Origin of the sequence: Flammeovirga agarivorans, assembly GCF_012641475.1 — a bacterium.
Classification (GTDB): Bacteria; Bacteroidota; Bacteroidia; order Cytophagales; family Flammeovirgaceae; genus Flammeovirga; species Flammeovirga agarivorans.
The window spans coordinates 176,402-193,567 of the sequence record NZ_JABAIL010000001.1 but is presented as its reverse complement, the minus strand read 5'-3'; the positions used below and the strand labels follow the sequence as shown (position 1 = coordinate 193,567).

The 17,166-nt window shown below is 33.8% G+C and carries 13 protein-coding genes; 8 read left to right on the top strand and 5 right to left on the bottom strand.

Annotated elements, in window-relative coordinates:
* Window positions 1-25 precede the first annotated feature (25 nt).
* Both HGP29_RS00870 and HGP29_RS00865 read right to left on the bottom strand, forming a co-directional pair.
* Window positions 26-1,954, bottom strand: a complete 1,929-nt coding sequence (locus tag HGP29_RS00870) for a DUF3857 domain-containing protein (RefSeq protein ID WP_168880417.1) — start codon at window positions 1,952-1,954, stop codon at window positions 26-28.
* Window positions 1,951-3,975, bottom strand: coding sequence for a DUF3858 domain-containing protein (locus HGP29_RS00865; protein WP_168880416.1), 2,025 nt, complete (start codon window positions 3,973-3,975; stop codon window positions 1,951-1,953). The genes HGP29_RS00870 and HGP29_RS00865 overlap by 4 nt, the downstream gene beginning before the upstream one ends.
* Window positions 3,976-4,085: 110 nt before the next feature.
* Between HGP29_RS00865 and HGP29_RS00860 the strand changes: the two genes are divergently transcribed.
* From HGP29_RS00860 to HGP29_RS00845, 4 genes are all read left to right on the top strand, one after another.
* A complete protein-coding gene (locus HGP29_RS00860) occupies window positions 4,086-4,448 on the top strand; it encodes a CoA-binding protein (RefSeq protein WP_168880415.1) in 363 nt (120 codons plus the stop codon).
* Between the two features lie 3 nt (window positions 4,449-4,451).
* Window positions 4,452-5,354, top strand: coding sequence for a histone deacetylase family protein (locus tag HGP29_RS00855; RefSeq protein WP_168880414.1), 903 nt, complete (start codon window positions 4,452-4,454; stop codon window positions 5,352-5,354).
* Between the two features lie 270 nt (window positions 5,355-5,624).
* Complete coding sequence (locus HGP29_RS00850) at window positions 5,625-7,319, top strand: Na/Pi cotransporter family protein (RefSeq protein WP_168880413.1); 1,695 nt, start codon at window positions 5,625-5,627, stop codon at window positions 7,317-7,319.
* A gap of 182 nt (window positions 7,320-7,501) precedes the next feature.
* On the top strand, window positions 7,502-8,461 hold the full coding sequence (locus HGP29_RS00845) for an acetyl-CoA carboxylase carboxyltransferase subunit alpha (RefSeq protein ID WP_168880412.1): 960 nt from the start codon (window positions 7,502-7,504) through the stop codon (window positions 8,459-8,461).
* A gap of 54 nt (window positions 8,462-8,515) precedes the next feature.
* Here HGP29_RS00845 and HGP29_RS00840 read toward each other — a convergent pair whose 3' ends face one another.
* Together HGP29_RS00840 and HGP29_RS00835 are read right to left on the bottom strand one after the other, a co-directional pair.
* The gene (locus tag HGP29_RS00840) at window positions 8,516-10,513 is read right to left on the bottom strand and encodes a hypothetical protein (protein ID WP_168880411.1); all 1,998 of its coding nucleotides are present in this window, start codon (window positions 10,511-10,513) and stop codon (window positions 8,516-8,518) included.
* Between the two features lies 1 nt (window position 10,514).
* Window positions 10,515-11,258 (bottom strand): PorV/PorQ family protein, encoded by a 744-nt coding sequence (locus tag HGP29_RS00835; RefSeq protein ID WP_168880410.1) that lies wholly within the window; start codon window positions 11,256-11,258, stop codon window positions 10,515-10,517.
* Between the two features lie 310 nt (window positions 11,259-11,568).
* Between HGP29_RS00835 and HGP29_RS00830 the strand changes: the two genes are divergently transcribed.
* From HGP29_RS00830 to HGP29_RS00815, 4 genes are all read left to right on the top strand, one after another.
* Complete coding sequence (locus HGP29_RS00830; RefSeq protein ID WP_168880409.1) at window positions 11,569-12,837, top strand: asparagine synthetase B; 1,269 nt, start codon at window positions 11,569-11,571, stop codon at window positions 12,835-12,837.
* Window positions 12,837-13,967, top strand: a complete 1,131-nt coding sequence (locus tag HGP29_RS00825) for a glycosyltransferase (protein ID WP_168880408.1) — start codon at window positions 12,837-12,839, stop codon at window positions 13,965-13,967. Before HGP29_RS00830 ends, HGP29_RS00825 begins: the two co-directional genes overlap by 1 nt.
* Entirely contained in the window at window positions 13,958-14,563 is a 606-nt protein-coding gene (locus HGP29_RS00820; RefSeq protein ID WP_168880407.1) for a sigma-70 family RNA polymerase sigma factor, read from the top strand. The genes HGP29_RS00825 and HGP29_RS00820 overlap by 10 nt, the downstream gene beginning before the upstream one ends.
* Before the next feature lie 214 nt (window positions 14,564-14,777).
* Window positions 14,778-15,782, top strand: coding sequence for an aspartate-semialdehyde dehydrogenase (locus HGP29_RS00815; RefSeq protein ID WP_168880406.1), 1,005 nt, complete (start codon window positions 14,778-14,780; stop codon window positions 15,780-15,782).
* A gap of 86 nt (window positions 15,783-15,868) precedes the next feature.
* Here the strand turns inward: HGP29_RS00815 and HGP29_RS00810 are convergent, their stop codons facing one another.
* A complete protein-coding gene (locus tag HGP29_RS00810; protein WP_168880405.1) occupies window positions 15,869-17,128 on the bottom strand; it encodes a hypothetical protein in 1,260 nt (419 codons plus the stop codon).
* Window positions 17,129-17,166 lie beyond the last annotated feature (38 nt).

Sequence of the window (17,166 nt, the reverse complement as noted above, 5' to 3'; positions counted from 1 at the left end):
AATTGTAAAAAATTAATTGAGAACTTTAATTATCCAAACTCTGCTCATTTTTCTCTACTTTACTAATCCAGAATTTCTGATGATCATTTGACAACACTTTCTTCCAAAATAGATAATATTGAGAGTATAATTCAGCAGGGTAGATTCCTTTATTCATTGTCAAAATACGAAGTACTTTGATCTGTTGTTCATTTACTTTTTCAAAAGATAATCGGTACTTACCAAAGTCTTTATCAATAAATATATCTGCAGGCATCTCTTTTAGTTCAACACCTTCAGTCAAATTAAAATATAGAGTATCAGAGTCTGTATAAGGGTATTTAATCTCAAATGGCTGAGTTCTTGATCTATACCTTTTAGGTAAACTATACTCATCTGCATAAGGATAAATAGGATACATTCCTCCCTCTTCAAAGGTCTTCGCATATTCATTCACTTGAAGTAGAAAATCAACATCCACAGAAGGTGATGGGTATTGTTTATTAAGTTCAATATTTAAATGAATAAGCTCAGAAGTCATCAAACCATACCTTTTCAGAAATGTTTCTCTTCTTTCTTTTTCTGTCAGTTTAACCCAATAGCTAAATCGATCATACTGATAACCTTTTGCTTTTGCGACAGTTTCTAATGATGCCGAAGATAAGTTTGTACCTGATACATTAATCTTAGTAGATCTTTCAAAAGAATTATCATCAGATAAATAATTAGTAGTATTTACTAGGTGTGATTGTCCCTTATCTATTAATAACGCCTTTCTATTTCCAGTAAAATCTCCCAAATAGCCAAAAGGTGCTGACTGACTTGTACATTCAAGCCATACTGTATCTTGGTCTATCTCAGGTAAACATAAAATAACATGATTGAACTGAGAGCTAATAAAAGACTCTTTAATAGAATAATTACTGTCTCCCGCCTTTACCAACGCATAGTGACTTTTTACTCCAACAGCTTTCATCAAAGAATGTGTATAAAAAGATAGTGCTTTACAATCTCCATAACTCTTCTCATCAACCAATGATGCTTTCATAGGTTGGAAGCCTCCAATACCTAATTGAATACTTACATATCGAACTTTATCCTGAACATACTGATACACAATTTGAGCTTTCTCAAGGTTTGTTGAGGCTTTTGATGTTAAAGCTCTTATTTCTGAAATCGTTGATGCTGGTAAATCATCAGACTCTTCGTTTAAACCTACTATCCATTCTCCAAAAGACGACCAACTGTCTAATTCACCTTTTGTATTTTCATAAGTAAAGGTTCTTGGTGCAATTTTTACTCTTGGGAAGTTTGAGATTAGGCTAGGAGCCAACTTCTCTCGCCCTTTTATAGATGATACATTTTCAATTTTCCATTCATGGACAGTTCTTCCATTTACCAAAGACACGTTATGTTTGTTCACATGTTGCGAATCTATTTGTAAAGGAAAATTCTGGGGTGTATGTACTTCAAAAGTGGATTGGAGCACTGATAAGTTTTCACCTGCCATTGGGCTCCAAGAAGGATAAATAAATAATCCATCGAATTCTTGCTCATAGGAAAACTCAACGATAGTAGGAAAAGTAGTAATCTCAGGATCTACATATTTTATTCGATCATCTTCAAAAACAGAAAAGTTACTCACATAGCTAACATCTTTTATTTCAGATGACTTAAACTTTCGAGCTTTTTTTTCTCCAGGTCCTAAAATCTTAACTTCAAATTCCTTTATTGGAGTTAAAGGGTCGTAAGAAGTTCCCATTACACTATACTTTTTTCCTGATTTATTTAAAATCATCACTTTCATGGTTTGCTGAAATACAGCATGACCATCATCGATGATATTAAACACCTGTCGATCTTCTAAAATTATAGCATCAGCATTTTTTTTAAGTTCCTCAGTAATTTTCCCCTGACCATTTGCACTAATTGAAAATATGATCAAAGGAACAATTAAAAATATTTTTCTTATCATTCTACTTCTCTTTTAGAAATCATAATAGGATTAGTTTCGAACTGATAAATTTTATCGAAGAACGATTTCAGTATTCCATATTCTGTAGGTAGAAATACTTGTTTCTGAATTTTCAGATCGAAAATGACAATAATTTTATCTCCAGATTGTTGAACGCTATAACGTAATTTACCCGCATTCTCTGGTAGCTTCATGATGATGGGTTTTGGCACTTCACTTACAACATATCCCTTAGGAAGTTGAGTTTCTATCATAAACTTTCTAGCAATAGGAAAAGGGAATTCAATAGGATATTTTCTAGCTTCTTGAGTAAAGGGATTTTTACTTTTTTCTATCATTTGCATAGGATTATAAAACAACTTATCCCCTACTTTTTCCACAACACTTTCGAATGTCACCTTAAAGTTTTCTTTACCGAAATCGTTTATTTTATCTTTATTTTCATTTGAATATTCATCTATCAAAACATTACTATGTTTCTCCTCAATTTTTGTAAGGTACTCTTCCTCCTCTGGCTCCTTGACTAACTTTTTTCTCCAACGATAAGCTCCGTATCCTTTATAAGTATATATTATCTCTGCATTTGCTGAGAAATCATCACCAATTACAATACTGCTTCTAACAGATTCATAATCTGTATTACTTGGTTTGATATTGATGAACTCACCATTAACATGAGAGTTATCACTCATCACAACACCTTGATAACTGAGTGCTCTTTTGGGTAACATTCCAAAAGAAAGTAGTTTATCCGTAGCGTCTAAAAGTATAATCTTGTCATTAATATTCACACAAGCCAATACATAGTTTAATTGCGTCATTTTTGGGCTACTCCTAACAATCTTCCCATAATTACGAGTACTGGTAAATAGAGGTACTGCTGCAACATCCAGCTCTTGCAAAGCAGCAACAAGCATTAAATTAATATCAGCGGAACTACCTTTCTTCTCGAGAAAAGGTTTTTTCAAACCATCCTTTGAATAAATCGTTGCTTTACCATCCCACATCATACGGTTTTTTACTAATTCAAAAGCTAAAAATGCTCTTTGCATTGGATCTTCAGTCTCTGACTTAATTGCTTCCAACTGAGCTTTCATGTAAGAAGTTCTTCCTAATTGTCCTCCTACACTAACGGAAGTTCTCAGTTCATTCATTACTTTCTTCCAAGAAGATGAATGAAATTCTCGATCATAGTTCGAGCTTAGCAACTCAAACTCTAAACGACCTAAATAGTCATGAGGAGAAGTCATAAATGGCTCTTCTTTAAATGCCGGAACATATTCTGCTCTCCATTTCCTCACTGTAATATCTTCATCGAAAGTGTGCAACTCAGGTCTGCCTCCATCTGGTGGAGTAATTCTTAAATTAAATGTTTTTTGATTTCTTCCAGACTGCAACTCTGGGATGGTGTAATATCTTGAATTAGTTACCTGATATTTAAAATATTCAGGAATTTCCATATTGTAGCTACTGAACAAAACAGGTATTTCTCTTTGTACATCCCAATCATTAATGTTATATGTAAACTCAGATTGATGAACATAAGTATATTCAAATACACAACCTTCCTTTAAATTCGGAAATGTAATTTTATAAACTCCATGGTTTTTATCTATTTCTTCTTTGATAACATCATCTCCAGAAATCTTTTCTTTAACGATTTTTCCATTCTCTAATGAGTATATAGAACCTTTTATATTTGTCACTTTTTCTTCAGAGTTTTTCGCCATATAATAAGGAATTGATATATCTCCTTGATCATAACCTTCCTTATTGAAAACTTTAATTCTTGTGTGGCGTTTAAAATATGTCACCCATTTCCCATCTTTAACATCGAAATATAGTCGGCCAACATCACCAATAACAAAGGCGTTGGCAGTAGAGTCTTTTTCATAGGTTTTGAGTTTCAACATCTCTTCAGAAACCTTACCGTATGACATTTTCTTTGGAACTTCTTGGGCAATGAGACTGACACATGAAATCAAGATCACATAGTATGATCTAATTAGTTTTGTTATCATAGTTAATTAGTTTGCTTTGGTGAATAAAAAATTTGAAGAGTTTACTTTTGTTAGTAAATGTAAATTTTATATTCGCAAAATCATAAAAAACAATTGAATTAAACATCAAAATGAAGAAAACAGTGATTATTGGAGCTACTCCAAATCCTTCTAGATATGCTTTCTTTGCAGCACAGCGATTAACAGAACATGGTCATGAAATCATACCATTAGGAATAAAAAAAGGTGAAGTAGGCAATGGTGTAAAAATTATTAATGAAAAGCCACACATTGATAACGTAGATACTGTAACTATGTATGTAGGACCAGGACATCAGGAAAACTGGATGGATTACATTATTTCATTACAGCCGAAAAGAATCATATTCAATCCTGGTACAGAAAATGAAGTTTTTTATGAGAAGCTTCGCCAAGAAAATATCTTCTTCGAGGAAGCTTGTACTTTAGTAATGTTATCTGCAAAAACCTATTAGTGAATGCTGAAGATTGCGTATCACCCTTGCTATGGACATCCCGTTAGGAAAGATCATCGATTCCCGATGGATAAATATCCTCTTCTTATTGAACAACTAAAATATGAAGGTACAATAGAAGAAGATAATATTTTTGCTCCAGTGGAAGTAGAAGAAAAACATATATTAAAGGTACATACTCCGGAATACTGGCATAAGCTTAAACATCAAGAAATAAGTTATAAAGAAGAAAGACGTATTGGTCTTCCTATGTCTCCAGCATTAATTAAAAGGGAATTAATTATTACACAAGGGACAATAGACTGTACTGAATATGCTTTAAAATATGGTGTTGCGATGAATATTGCTGGAGGTACACATCATGCTTATTCAGAACATGGGGAAGGGTTTTGCCTACTTAATGACTTTGCAGTTGCCGCTCAATATTTAATCGACTATAAAGGGTTTGAACGCATCTTAATTCTCGATCTTGATGTACATCAAGGCAATGGTACTGCAGAAATTTTTCAAGACAACAATAAGGTATTTACTTTCAGCATGCATGGCGCAAACAATTACCCTATGCATAAAGAAACATCAGATCTAGATATCCCATTAGAAGATCAAACAGATGACACTACTTACTTAAAAATACTCAGACAAAAAATAGAAGAACTATTTTCTAACATTCAACCACAGTTTGTTTTTTTCCTTTCAGGTGTAGACATTTTAAAAACTGACAAATTGGGAAAACTAGGGATGAGTATGCAAGGTTGTAAGGACAGAGATCAAATGGTCTTTGAAAAGTGTTTTACAGAGAAAGTTCCTGTCGCAGTAAGTATGGGGGGAGGGTATTCTCCACAACTAAACTTAATCATAGAAGCTCATGCAAATACCTTCCGAATTGCAAATAATATCTATTTTTAATGGTGTAAATAAGGAACTTATTATGATAATAATTTAGAAAGTTACATTATTGCGTTTCAAAATGAGAAAGTATTCATTTTGGGGGTAAATATTAGTTGGAAAATATTTATTCAAGACTAATAAAATAAGTACTCAGGTTTACATTTATTTTCATCCAAGGTTAACAAATTATTAATTTAACTACTCAACCAAGGGAGATTCGATTGTAATTGAGTTAATTTGTGAGTTCAAAATTCAAGTGAATTTGAGTTCGTAGTATTTACGTTAGATATGGAATTTGGTATTTTTGAGTTTTTACAACTTATTGGATCGCTAGGGCTTTTCATCTACGGGATGAAAATCATGAGTGAAGGTATCCAAAACGTTGCAGGAGATAAAATGAGAAGCATTCTTTCTGCAATGACCTCAAACAGAGTTGCCGGTGTATTTACTGGTTTTCTTATCACTACAATCATTCAATCCTCTTCAGCTACTACTGTAATGGTAGTAAGTTTTGTTAATGCTGGATTATTAAGCTTAACTCAATCTATAGGGGTGATTATGGGGGCCAATGTAGGTACTACAGTTACCGCTTGGATTATCTCGATCTTAGGCTTCAAAGTAAAGATGGCAAAGCTAGCAATGCCAATTATTGCTGTCGCTTTCCCAATGATGTTTGCTAATTCGAAGAAAACAAAAGATTGGGGTAACACATTAGTAGGATTCGCTTTATTATTTATTGGTCTTCAAGAGTTAAAGAACTCTGTTCCAGAATTAAGTCACGAACAACTTTCTTTCTTAGAATCATTTGGTGCTTTAGGTGTATTTGCTCCTGCTGCATTTGTAGTAGTGGGTACTTTAATTACGATTATCGTACAATCATCATCAGCAGCCATGGCATTAACGCTTGTACTATGTAACCAAGGGGTCATTCCTTTTGATGTTGCTGCAGCAATGGTTTTAGGTGAAAATATTGGTACTACAATTACGGCAAACCTTGCTGCTATTGTTGGTAATACTAATGCAAAACGATCGGCAAGAGCTCACTTAATCTTTAACGTTACAGGTGTATTCTGGATGTTACTGATTTATCCTTTCTTTTTGAAGTTAATCGTATATATAGCTACAAATTACTTTGGAACAGGTGATCCAATGACAGATCCTGAAGCAGTTCCAGTAGCTCTTTCAATCTTCCATACCACATTCAACATTCTGAATACATTTATCATGGTATTCTTTGTACATCAGATTCGTGATATCGTAATCAAGATGGTACCAGAGAAAGAAGATGAAGATGAGTATTCTTTAGAATTTATTTCTGATGGACGACCAATCGCAAATGAAGCTGGTGTTGAGCAAGCTAAAAATGAGATTAAGCGTTTTGGTAAGATTGCAGCAAAACAAACAAATACATGTAGAGCGATGCTTTCTACAAGTAGTGAAAATAAAAAAGATAGAAAGAAGTATACTTCTAAGTTGCGTAAATTCGAGGAAAACTCTGATAGAATGCACCACGAGGTAACGATCTTCTTATCTAAAATCTCAAAAGATCAATCACTTTCTTCTTCTCAAATTACTGAGGTGAACAACTTACTAAGAGCTGCTCACGAAATTGAAAGAATTGGTGATATCTATAAAGGGATGACATTTACTATCGAGAAGCGTTATGACGAAAAAATTTGGTTATCTCAAGAGCAAGCCAAAGATTTAGATGACTTCCTTAATATTGTTGATGAAGCATTCGAAGTAATGATGAAAAACCTCGACAGCAAAAATGTAGATCTTGATAGTGCTATTAGTGCTGAGAAAAAGGTAAATGCTAAACGTAAAGAATTGCGTAGAGAACATCTACAACGTTCTAATGAGTTACAAAATGCAGATACAACAGCAGGTCAGATGTTAGCATACAACGACCTTCTAGCTTCAATGGAGAGAATCGGTGATCACATCTTGAACATCTCTGAAGCATTAGCAGGTGTAGCATAATAAAATATATAATACACTAGGAATAAGCCACTTCTATTACAAGAAGTGGCTTTTTTCGTATGATTTAACGATTAAAATATTCCTTTCCGAACTTTATTGTGTATGTTTGCGATCTGAATATTAAATATTTAGTAAACACATTTGTCTACTAAATTCAATTTAACCATTTATATTTCGCAGCAATGGACCAAAATACACTGCTAGATTTCGAGAAACCTATCGCAGAACTCGAAGCGAAACTTGAAGACATGAGAAGCCTTGCATCTCAAAATAACGTAGATGTAAGTACAGCAATAAACGAACTTGAAAGTAAAATTACTCAGTTAAAACAGAGTACTTTTGAAAACCTAACACGTTGGCAAAGAGTACAACTTTCTCGTCATGCTGATCGCCCTTATACACTAGACTACATTTACCAAATTACAGACGACTTCGTTGAATTGCATGGTGACCGTGCTTTCGGTGATGATAAAGCTATGGTTGGTGGTCTTGGTACTATCGCAGGCAAAACTTTTATGCTAATCGGTCAACAGAAAGGACGTAACACGAAGCAACGCCAAATGCGTAACTTCGGTATGGCGAACCCTGAAGGTTACAGAAAAGCACTTCGCTTGATGCAACTTGCAGAGAAATTCCAAAAGCCAATCGTTACTTTCATTGACACTCCAGGTGCATTCCCTGGTATTGAAGCAGAAGAAAGAGGACAAGCGGAAGCTATTGCTCGTAACTTGAAAGAAATGTTCAAGCTTACAGTACCTGTTATCTGTATCGTTATTGGTGAAGGAGCTTCTGGTGGTGCTTTAGGTATCGCTATCGGTGACTCTGTAATGATGTTAGAGAACACTTGGTATTCTGTAATTTCTCCAGAATCTTGTTCTTCGATCCTTTGGAGAAGCTGGGATTACAAAGAGCAAGCTGCAGAAGCATTAAAGCTTACAGCTAAGGATATGGAATCTTTCGGTCTTATCGACAAGATTATTCCTGAACCTCTAGGTGGTGCTCACACTAACCCTCAAGAAATGTTTGATATCATGAAGAAAACAATCCTTGAAGAGGTTGCTGAATTAGAAAAATTAGATACACTTACTTTAAAGAACAACCGTATTGAGAAATTCTCAAAAATGGGTGTTTTCAATGAGTAATTGATCTCTAAACATATAAAAGCGGTAATCCAATCATTTGGCTTACCGCTTTTTTTATATCTTAAGAAACAATTGTACCCCTACTTCTTGAATAGTATTTCCATTACTACTATTCCAAGTACTTCCCACTGATTGTAGATCATTAAATACAGTATAAGCCCACCTTGCTTGAATGGAATTACCTCTTCCGAATTTATACTTCATCAATATGTACGACTTCCATCCTATGCCATAATACGGAGGGAATGAATAAGAATACCGTAAATTTTTCTCATAAGCATATAATCTTGTTTCATAACTTGGAGAATAAAACATGGCAATTCTGGTAAAAACATTCCATTTCATTGGGTTATTATAACCTACATCTTGTAAAAACATATAGCCAGTTTTCCACTGACCTAATTGATATTGTGTAACAAGCCCTCTAACAGACCAATTCAGAAATTTTGTTACGGCTAACGAGTATTTCAAACTGTATTTTACCCAATGTTCTTGAGTATACTGTTTTACTCGTGATGAATCATTTGCATAGAACCTCCCTTTCTCTTTATAACTACATACAAAATGAATCTGCTGTCCTTTTTTTAAAACATAACTAGTGTTCAATTTCCATTCATTTCCTTCTCTACCACCATTATTTAGATAAGTTGAAGAAGGAAACTTAAATACATCAAAGAAAAAAGTCATGTTTAATTTCTTATTAGGATTCACCTTAAACCCCATATAAAAACCTTGTTCATTTGAAACTTGGCTACCTTCGGAAACACTATTCGAATATGGTGCTTGATAAGCTACATCATAATCGCGATAAAGTACCGACCAATCGACCCCTTTAAGTAAACCAATAAACAATGAAGTACTAATAGCGTAATTGTTATTTAGATCATTTGCTACTTCAGAAATAAAGTAAAGATTTTTCCAACGATAACTCATGTCTAAACTCATATTACGAATACTCTGAATATTTGCACTTAGTCTTATATCGTGATTTAGACCTTCTCTTGGGGTTGAATAATTTACTTGCATAAAATTAAGGTGAGTAGAAAACGTATCATTTTTCCACCCTAACCTACCTCCAATTAGCGTTTCTGATAAATTATTTTTCCTGCCAATAAGTGTTGAGTCATACAGAACTAAACTATTATTAATCGTAAAATCTTTATCTTTAAAGTTTACATTTAATCGTTTTGATGATAAGAATAGGTCTGTGCTTAGGTTTTTGGTAATTTTTATACTTGTTGCCATCCCTCTCATAAACCCAGCATTACTCATAGAAGCATACTCTCTAATTCCATCTTGTCCTCGAATAACGCTTAAAATAGGATCACTTCCTTTCCCTAAAAAATATCCACCACCAAACACCAATCCCTGACCACTAATCATTTGATAATCTCCCAAACAGATCTTAGAAAAGATACCTTTATTATACAATGAAATATGTCCTGATGCATGACTAACCCCATAGCTCCTTTGCTTATGATTCCAAAACCAAATTTCCCCTTCATTATGATCCAAATTGAGAGCAAAACTGTAATCATTCCGTTTTTTCCATTTAAACCGGAGCTGTGATGATAGTGGAACTCCTTGATAATAGTTTTCTGTAAATCCTTTAGAAAGCGGGTACTTCACTGTTGTATTAAGCATCAAATAATGTTGATCTGGAGACATCCACCTTTGCTTAACACTCATATTACTTTCATCTATTTTAGCTACATAAATAGCTTTTTTCACTCGCTCTTTCGTTTGAATACTCCAATTAAGACGATCGATTTCATCAACCAATACGAATTTTCCAAACTTCTTTCTATAGTTACTGAGAACTTCAACTTCATCATAAGTCAAAGCCAAAATTACTTGAGCATCACAAAGTGATAGTTTATTTATATTTTTAGGATGATGAAAAAGTTCTAGCCAATAATCTATTTCTCTTTGACTCATGAGCTCAAGTTGTTCATCACTAAATACTTTAGACAATAGTTGTTCATCTTCTATCATTTGGGCTATACAGATGTTCACTAATAAAAGAAAGAGAATCGTTAAGTTAGTTTTCATTCTACTTGTGATGTAAGTGGTAAGCTAAGGAGAATTGATGAGACCAATCCAAAACATCATCGGTAATAAATGCATAATCGAAACTCCAATGAGATAATTTGACACCTGTACCTATGGTTAAATCCAGAGGAAATAGTTGAATACCTCCCCTTAAAGACACTATTGATGATAATTGATAATCCAAACCTGTTTTAAACATTAAATCATAAAACTTCTGCTGTTCAACTGCTGCAATTATTTTTAAAGTGGAATGCGGGATCCATTGTCCTCCGAGAATAAAAAGGGAATTTAAATCTGCTCCAAAGACCCCTTCCTTATAGACTGATTGACTTATATTTTTCATACTCAGACCTAGCGAAAACTTTTCTGTTAAATCTGCCAATACGCTAATATTTACTCCATAAGTATATAAAGACGATATAGATTGTCCCCCTAGCTGATAACCTATAACACCACCACCGAATGAGATAATTCCTATTTTATGGGCAATTCCAAAATGTAATTCATGTTCAGACAAATTAGTATTACCATGTCGAACAAGTCCAAATGATGTTGAAAAATTTAAAAAAGGAATTACAGTTGCAAGAGCAAATGATGAAATATCCTGAAACTGGAATTGATGAGTTAAACCAACGCCAAACTCTTTTACATTTACAGAGGAGGAGGCATCATTCACAGCAGACCATACATTATTTGAAAACAACGGTATATTTCCTCTTCCTAACAGAGCTGCACCGGAGGTCATTGTCGTTTTAGACGGTTGTGGGATTTGAGCGTTAGCAATAATAGTAAACACCAAACATAGAAGAATGGTTAGTTTTTTAGTTTTCATAATTAGCTAATGAGATGAATCGTTAATAAAAAATTTTAGTTCGCTGATTCTAAGTTACTGATTTTTAATATTTTTAAGTGTAATAGATGAAAATTTATACTAAAATCTTACAATCTTGCTAAAATGAATTGCATTTTAACGCCTCATGATTGAACTTAGATAACTCAATTCATCAACATGCTCAGTAATTTGAAGCATATCAAGAAAGCCTAAATTATTCTCGATGAGAAAAAAGATCAACAATATATTTTTTTGGTTTCTACTATTAATCAGCTTTTCGGTACATGCCAATTATATATTAGTACCTATGGATAAAACCCAAACCAATCATTTAAAAGCATATGGTATTACGTATTGGGTTTTACAAAAAGATGTGGAAGCAGAATGGCTACTAAACTTCAGAGGAGGAAGTTTCCTTTTCAAATATGCACAGGATTTCGAAAACGAAATGATTGTTAGAGGGGTAAGCTATGAAGTAATTTCAGATGCTCAAACCGTACAAATAAAAAGAGAGATTGAACACCCTGAAGCGAATATGGATATTATGCGTTTGGATGTTCCACCAAAAATTGCGGTATATTCTCCTCCATCGAAAATGCCTTGGGATGATGCGGTTACATTGGTTTTAACCTATGCTGAAATCCCCTACGATGTCGTTTTTGATGATGAAGTAATTGCGGATCTATTACCAAAATATGATTGGTTACACCTACATCATGAAGATTTTACCGGACAATATGGTAAGTTCTTTAGAGCATATGGTAGACAAAAGTGGTATATCGATAACCAAAAGAAATTTGAAGCTTCAGCTCATAAACATGGTTTTGAAAAAGTTTCTCAATTAAAATTAGCTGTAGCTAAAAAAATTAGAGATTTCACAGCTGGTGGTGGATTCCTTTTTGCTATGTGTTCTGCCACAGATACCTATGACATCTCACTTTCTGCTGAAGGGGTAGATATTTGTGATTTTATGTATGATGGTGATCCTCCAGATCCCCATGCACAATCAAAATTAGACTTTAGTAAAACATTTGCTTTTAAAGACTTCCGTCTATATATGGATCCATACAAATACGAATATTCAAATATTGATAATCAGTATTATGAAAGAGGGTTAACGGAGGCCAACGACTTCTTTAAGCTTTTCTCGTTTTCAGCTAAATGGGATCCTATTCCAACAATGTTAACACAAAATCATGAACAAAACATCAAAGGCTTTATGGGCCAAACTACTGCCTTTAAAAAACAATTAGTTAAGTCGGATGTGATTGTGATGGGTGAAACAGCAGAAGCCAATGAAGTAAGGTATATTCATGGTACTTATGGTAAAGGAACGTGGACATTTTACGGTGGACATGATCCAGAAGATTATCAGCACTTAGTTGGTGAAGAACCTACCGACTTAAACCTTCACCCTAATTCTCCTGGGTACCGACTCATCCTTAATAATATCCTATTCCCTGCCGCTAAGAAAAAGAAGCAAAAAACCTGATGCTAAATCTATTTTCACTTTTTTCTATTACTGAATGGAATATCATTTATTTTCTTCTTGCCTTACCACAGTTGGTATTTTGGGGTATTATCGCTCCAATCCGACTTTGGAAAAAGGAAAATAATGTTGAATTTTCATCATTTCCTGTCAGTGTAATAATTGCTGCAAAAAATGAAGAAAACAACTTACCCCTCCTGTTAGATAAACTTTTACAACAAGAGTATTCAGATTTTGAAATTGTGATTGTCAACGACCGTTCTACAGATTGTACGGAGAACATCATCAAGCAATATCAACATCATCATAAAAATATTGTTGCTGTAAACATAAAAGAGATTGAGGATGGAATAAGTCCAAAAAAGAATGCTATTACTAAGGGAATAGAAAAGGCAAAACATAAACACCTACTCTTTATCGATGCAGATTGTATTCCTGTATCCAACCAATGGATTCAACGTCTATCTTCTACATTAGCTCATAAAGAGCTTGTTTTAGGTGTAGGAATGTACAAATGCGACAATCATTCTTGGGTCCAACAATTTACCCTATTTGAGACTATTCTGACCGCAATTGGATATGTTTCTTTTTCAAATATTGGGGTAAATTACATGGGTGTTGGAAGAAATATGGGATATTGTAAAGATTTATTCATTCGAAACAATGGTTTCGAAAAACATAAATCTGTGATGAGTGGTGACGATGACCTCTTTATCAATCAAGTGGCTAACTCCCATAATACTCAAGCAATTACCTATCCTGACAGTATCACAATGAGTACTCCTCCTAAAGATTGGAAGAGCTGGTTTAGACAAAAAAATAGACATGCAGGTGCTGGATACCATTATAATTTTTCAAATAAATTAATTTTAGGTACACTTAGCACTTCTCACATAGCAGTATATTTTATATATTTACTATTAGTACCACAAAGTATGGCAAATTTATTGTTCATACCTATGCTGCTAATTATACGTATTTTGCTCGTCACTTTATGCTTTTGCAAATTCTGCTCGGTCACTAAAACCAAGTACAAGTGGTGGCAAATAACTATTATGGACTTAATGCTTATTGCATATCAAATAATTATAGGAGTATCCTCAGTGATCTCAAAGCGAAACACATGGATTTAGACAGACAGTTTTCCCAAAAAGCGCTAGAAGATTTTAAATTAATAGACGAAGCGATTGCTGGTAATGAACAAGCTTATGCAAAGCTAATGAGTCGTTACCGTAAATCGGTATACCATACGATCTTGAAAATGGTTAGAAATGTGGATGACGCAGAAGATCTAACCATTGAAGCCTTCGCTAAAGCATTTAAAAATCTATCAAAGTTTAAAAAAGACTATACTTTTAGTACGTGGCTCTTCAGAATTGGCTCTAATAACGCTATTGATTTTATCCGTAAAAAGAAATTAGAAACATATTCTATTGATGCTGAAGTAACCAATAAAGATGGTGATACCATGAGTATGAATATTCAAGACTCAGGGTTGACTCCACATGAAGAAGCAATCAAAAAACAAAAGATTCAGATTGTACATGAATTTGTGAGTCTTTTACCTCCAAAATATCAGAGACTTGTAAAACTGAGATATTTTGAAGAAAAATCTTACGATGAGATTGCTGCTGAATTGGATGCTCCACTAGGTACCATCAAAGCACAGCTACACAGAGCAAGAGAGTTACTGTATGACTTAGCAAAGAATAGTAAAAACGTTCTTTAATTAAGTAAAGAAATTCAGATATAAGCTCAGCATCAATCTAGTCAAATAGATTGATGCTGTTTTGTATATAACAAACTGTGTTATTATTGTATAAATCAGTTACATTAATAACATATTTAAATTAGATTATTTAGTTTTACAGCTATAATCTAATTCTAGAGTTAAACACTCAAGCGATTATTTTCAAACAAACCAACACAATCAAGCACTAATTATGAAATTAGCAGTAGTAGGCGCAACAGGACTTGTGGGAGAACAAATCCTAAATGTTATCAAAGAAAGAAATTTCCATTTCGATGAGTTATTATTAGTAGCTTCTGCAAGATCTGCAGGTAAAAAGTTCACTTATGATGGAAAAGAATATACAGTTGTAACTGCTGAAGAAGCAATTGCCCAAAAGCCTGATATTGCTATTTTCTCAGCAGGTGGAGGAACATCATTAGAATATGCACCAAAGTTTGCAGAAGTTGGATCTACTGTTATTGACAACTCTTCTGCATGGAGAATGGACCCTTCTAAAAAACTGATCGTTCCTGAAGTAAATGCAAAGTCATTAACTAAAGAAGATAAAATTATTGCAAACCCTAACTGTTCAACAATCCAAATGATTGTAGCAATTGGTCCTTTGCATGAAAAATATAAAATTAAGCGTGTTGTAGTTTCTACTTACCAATCAGTTACTGGTTCAGGTAAAGCTGCAGTAGATCAATTATTTGCTGAAAGAGCTGTTTCTGCAGGTCAAGAGCAAGAGGTAAACAAAGTTTATCCACACACAATTGACTTAAACGTTCTTCCTCACATCGATGTATTCCAAGATAATGGATACACTAAAGAGGAGATGAAGATGATCAATGAAACTAAGAAAATCTTAGAAGACGATTCTGTAAAAGTTACTGCTACTACAGTTCGTATTCCTACAGTTGGTGGTCACTCTGAATCAGTAAATATTGAGTTCGAAAACGAGTTCGACGAAGCTGAATTACGTCAGATCCTTGCTGATGCTCCTGGTATCATCATTCAAGACGATCCTGCCAACAATGTATATCCAATGCCATTGACATCGCATAATAGAGATGAAACATTTGTAGGTCGTATCAGAAGAGACGAAACACAAGAAAAAACTGTAAACATGTGGATTGTAGCTGACAACTTACGTAAAGGTGCAGCAACAAACACTGTACAAATTGCTGAATACTTAGTATCTGCAGGTCTTGTATAAGGAAAAAAGAATCTTTCTGGGTTCTTAAATTAATAGATTCAAAAAAGGCTGAGATAATCATTTGATTATCTCAGCCTTTTTTATATTTATTTATTGGTGATATCGATACTCAAAAAATTCTTTAGAAGAAGAGAAGACTGTTCTAAAAAACTTTCATATACCATAATCCTTTTCTCTTCCACTTCAAGGTCATTGATATTTAAATTCACCTGATGAAGCTTTGATAAATCAGGGTGTACAATTGGAACAAACCCTTGAATAGGATCTGAACTATTAACGAAAAGTCTTAACTGGAATGCTGTACCGTCAGAGATACTTCCTGTCTGCTTATAGCGAGTCCATATTGAATAGGTATCGATATTTTGTGAATTCTGATAAGATAAATTCTCTTTAGGTGTTTTTGAATAAGCATTTACTAAGTTGTCCTCCTTCAAAGTGCTATATGATTTTACTTTTCCTGTATTGATATCATATTCATATGCTGTTATCTTATAAACCGTTGAACTTACTTCTTCATAATTATTGATAAAGAGCTTTGGCGCTACATCTGAAAAGATTTTAGGAATGATTAAATCCCCCGTTTCATTCACTTCAAACAACATGCGTAATTCAGCAGATTGATCATCCTTAATAAAATAAGAACGACCGGTTAAACTATTATATCCACTCGTTAACTTGATTTTATCAGTATCAAGTTTTGCTGTTGAAGACTTTAGGTCTTGAGCTGTAAATACAGCTTCTTCTCGTTGGTAATAAAATAACGGAACGTAGGATTTCTCGTTATTATTACCGTTAACTATTTCCAAATAGGTGGAGTGGTCTTCAGATAAATCTCCTGTTACTTCATAAACATGTACCTCAGGATCTTCGCTATATCTCTCAGTTAATAAAAAAGAAGCACTGTTTGATCTAAGCTTTACTTGATAGTCATTTGGAACAATAAACCTTCTTCTAATGACCATAGGAGTTTCAACACTATAATTAAATTCCTCTAATTGTACCGATTGAAATAAAAGAAGCGAATGTCGTTCATTAGTACTTTCATTCCAGGTCTGAGTGACTAATGTAACTCGATATACATATTGACCTAGATACTCCTCATCTATCACAATTGGAATTAAATCATAAGACGCATCCGTAAACTCATACAAATCGGATATAATATTACCTTCATAATCCACATAATATAACAATCCTTCCCCCCTTTCATCCGCACTACCTGAAGAGACCTTAGGAAGATCCTCTTTCTTTTGATGATAAATAAATGTGGAGGTTTCAGAATCAAAATCAAGAAGATTACATGAACTGAATAGAAAGGCAAATACAATAATTGCTAGATATTTCATTTCGTTTAGTTGATAAGTAAGTTCATTATTGATTTAAA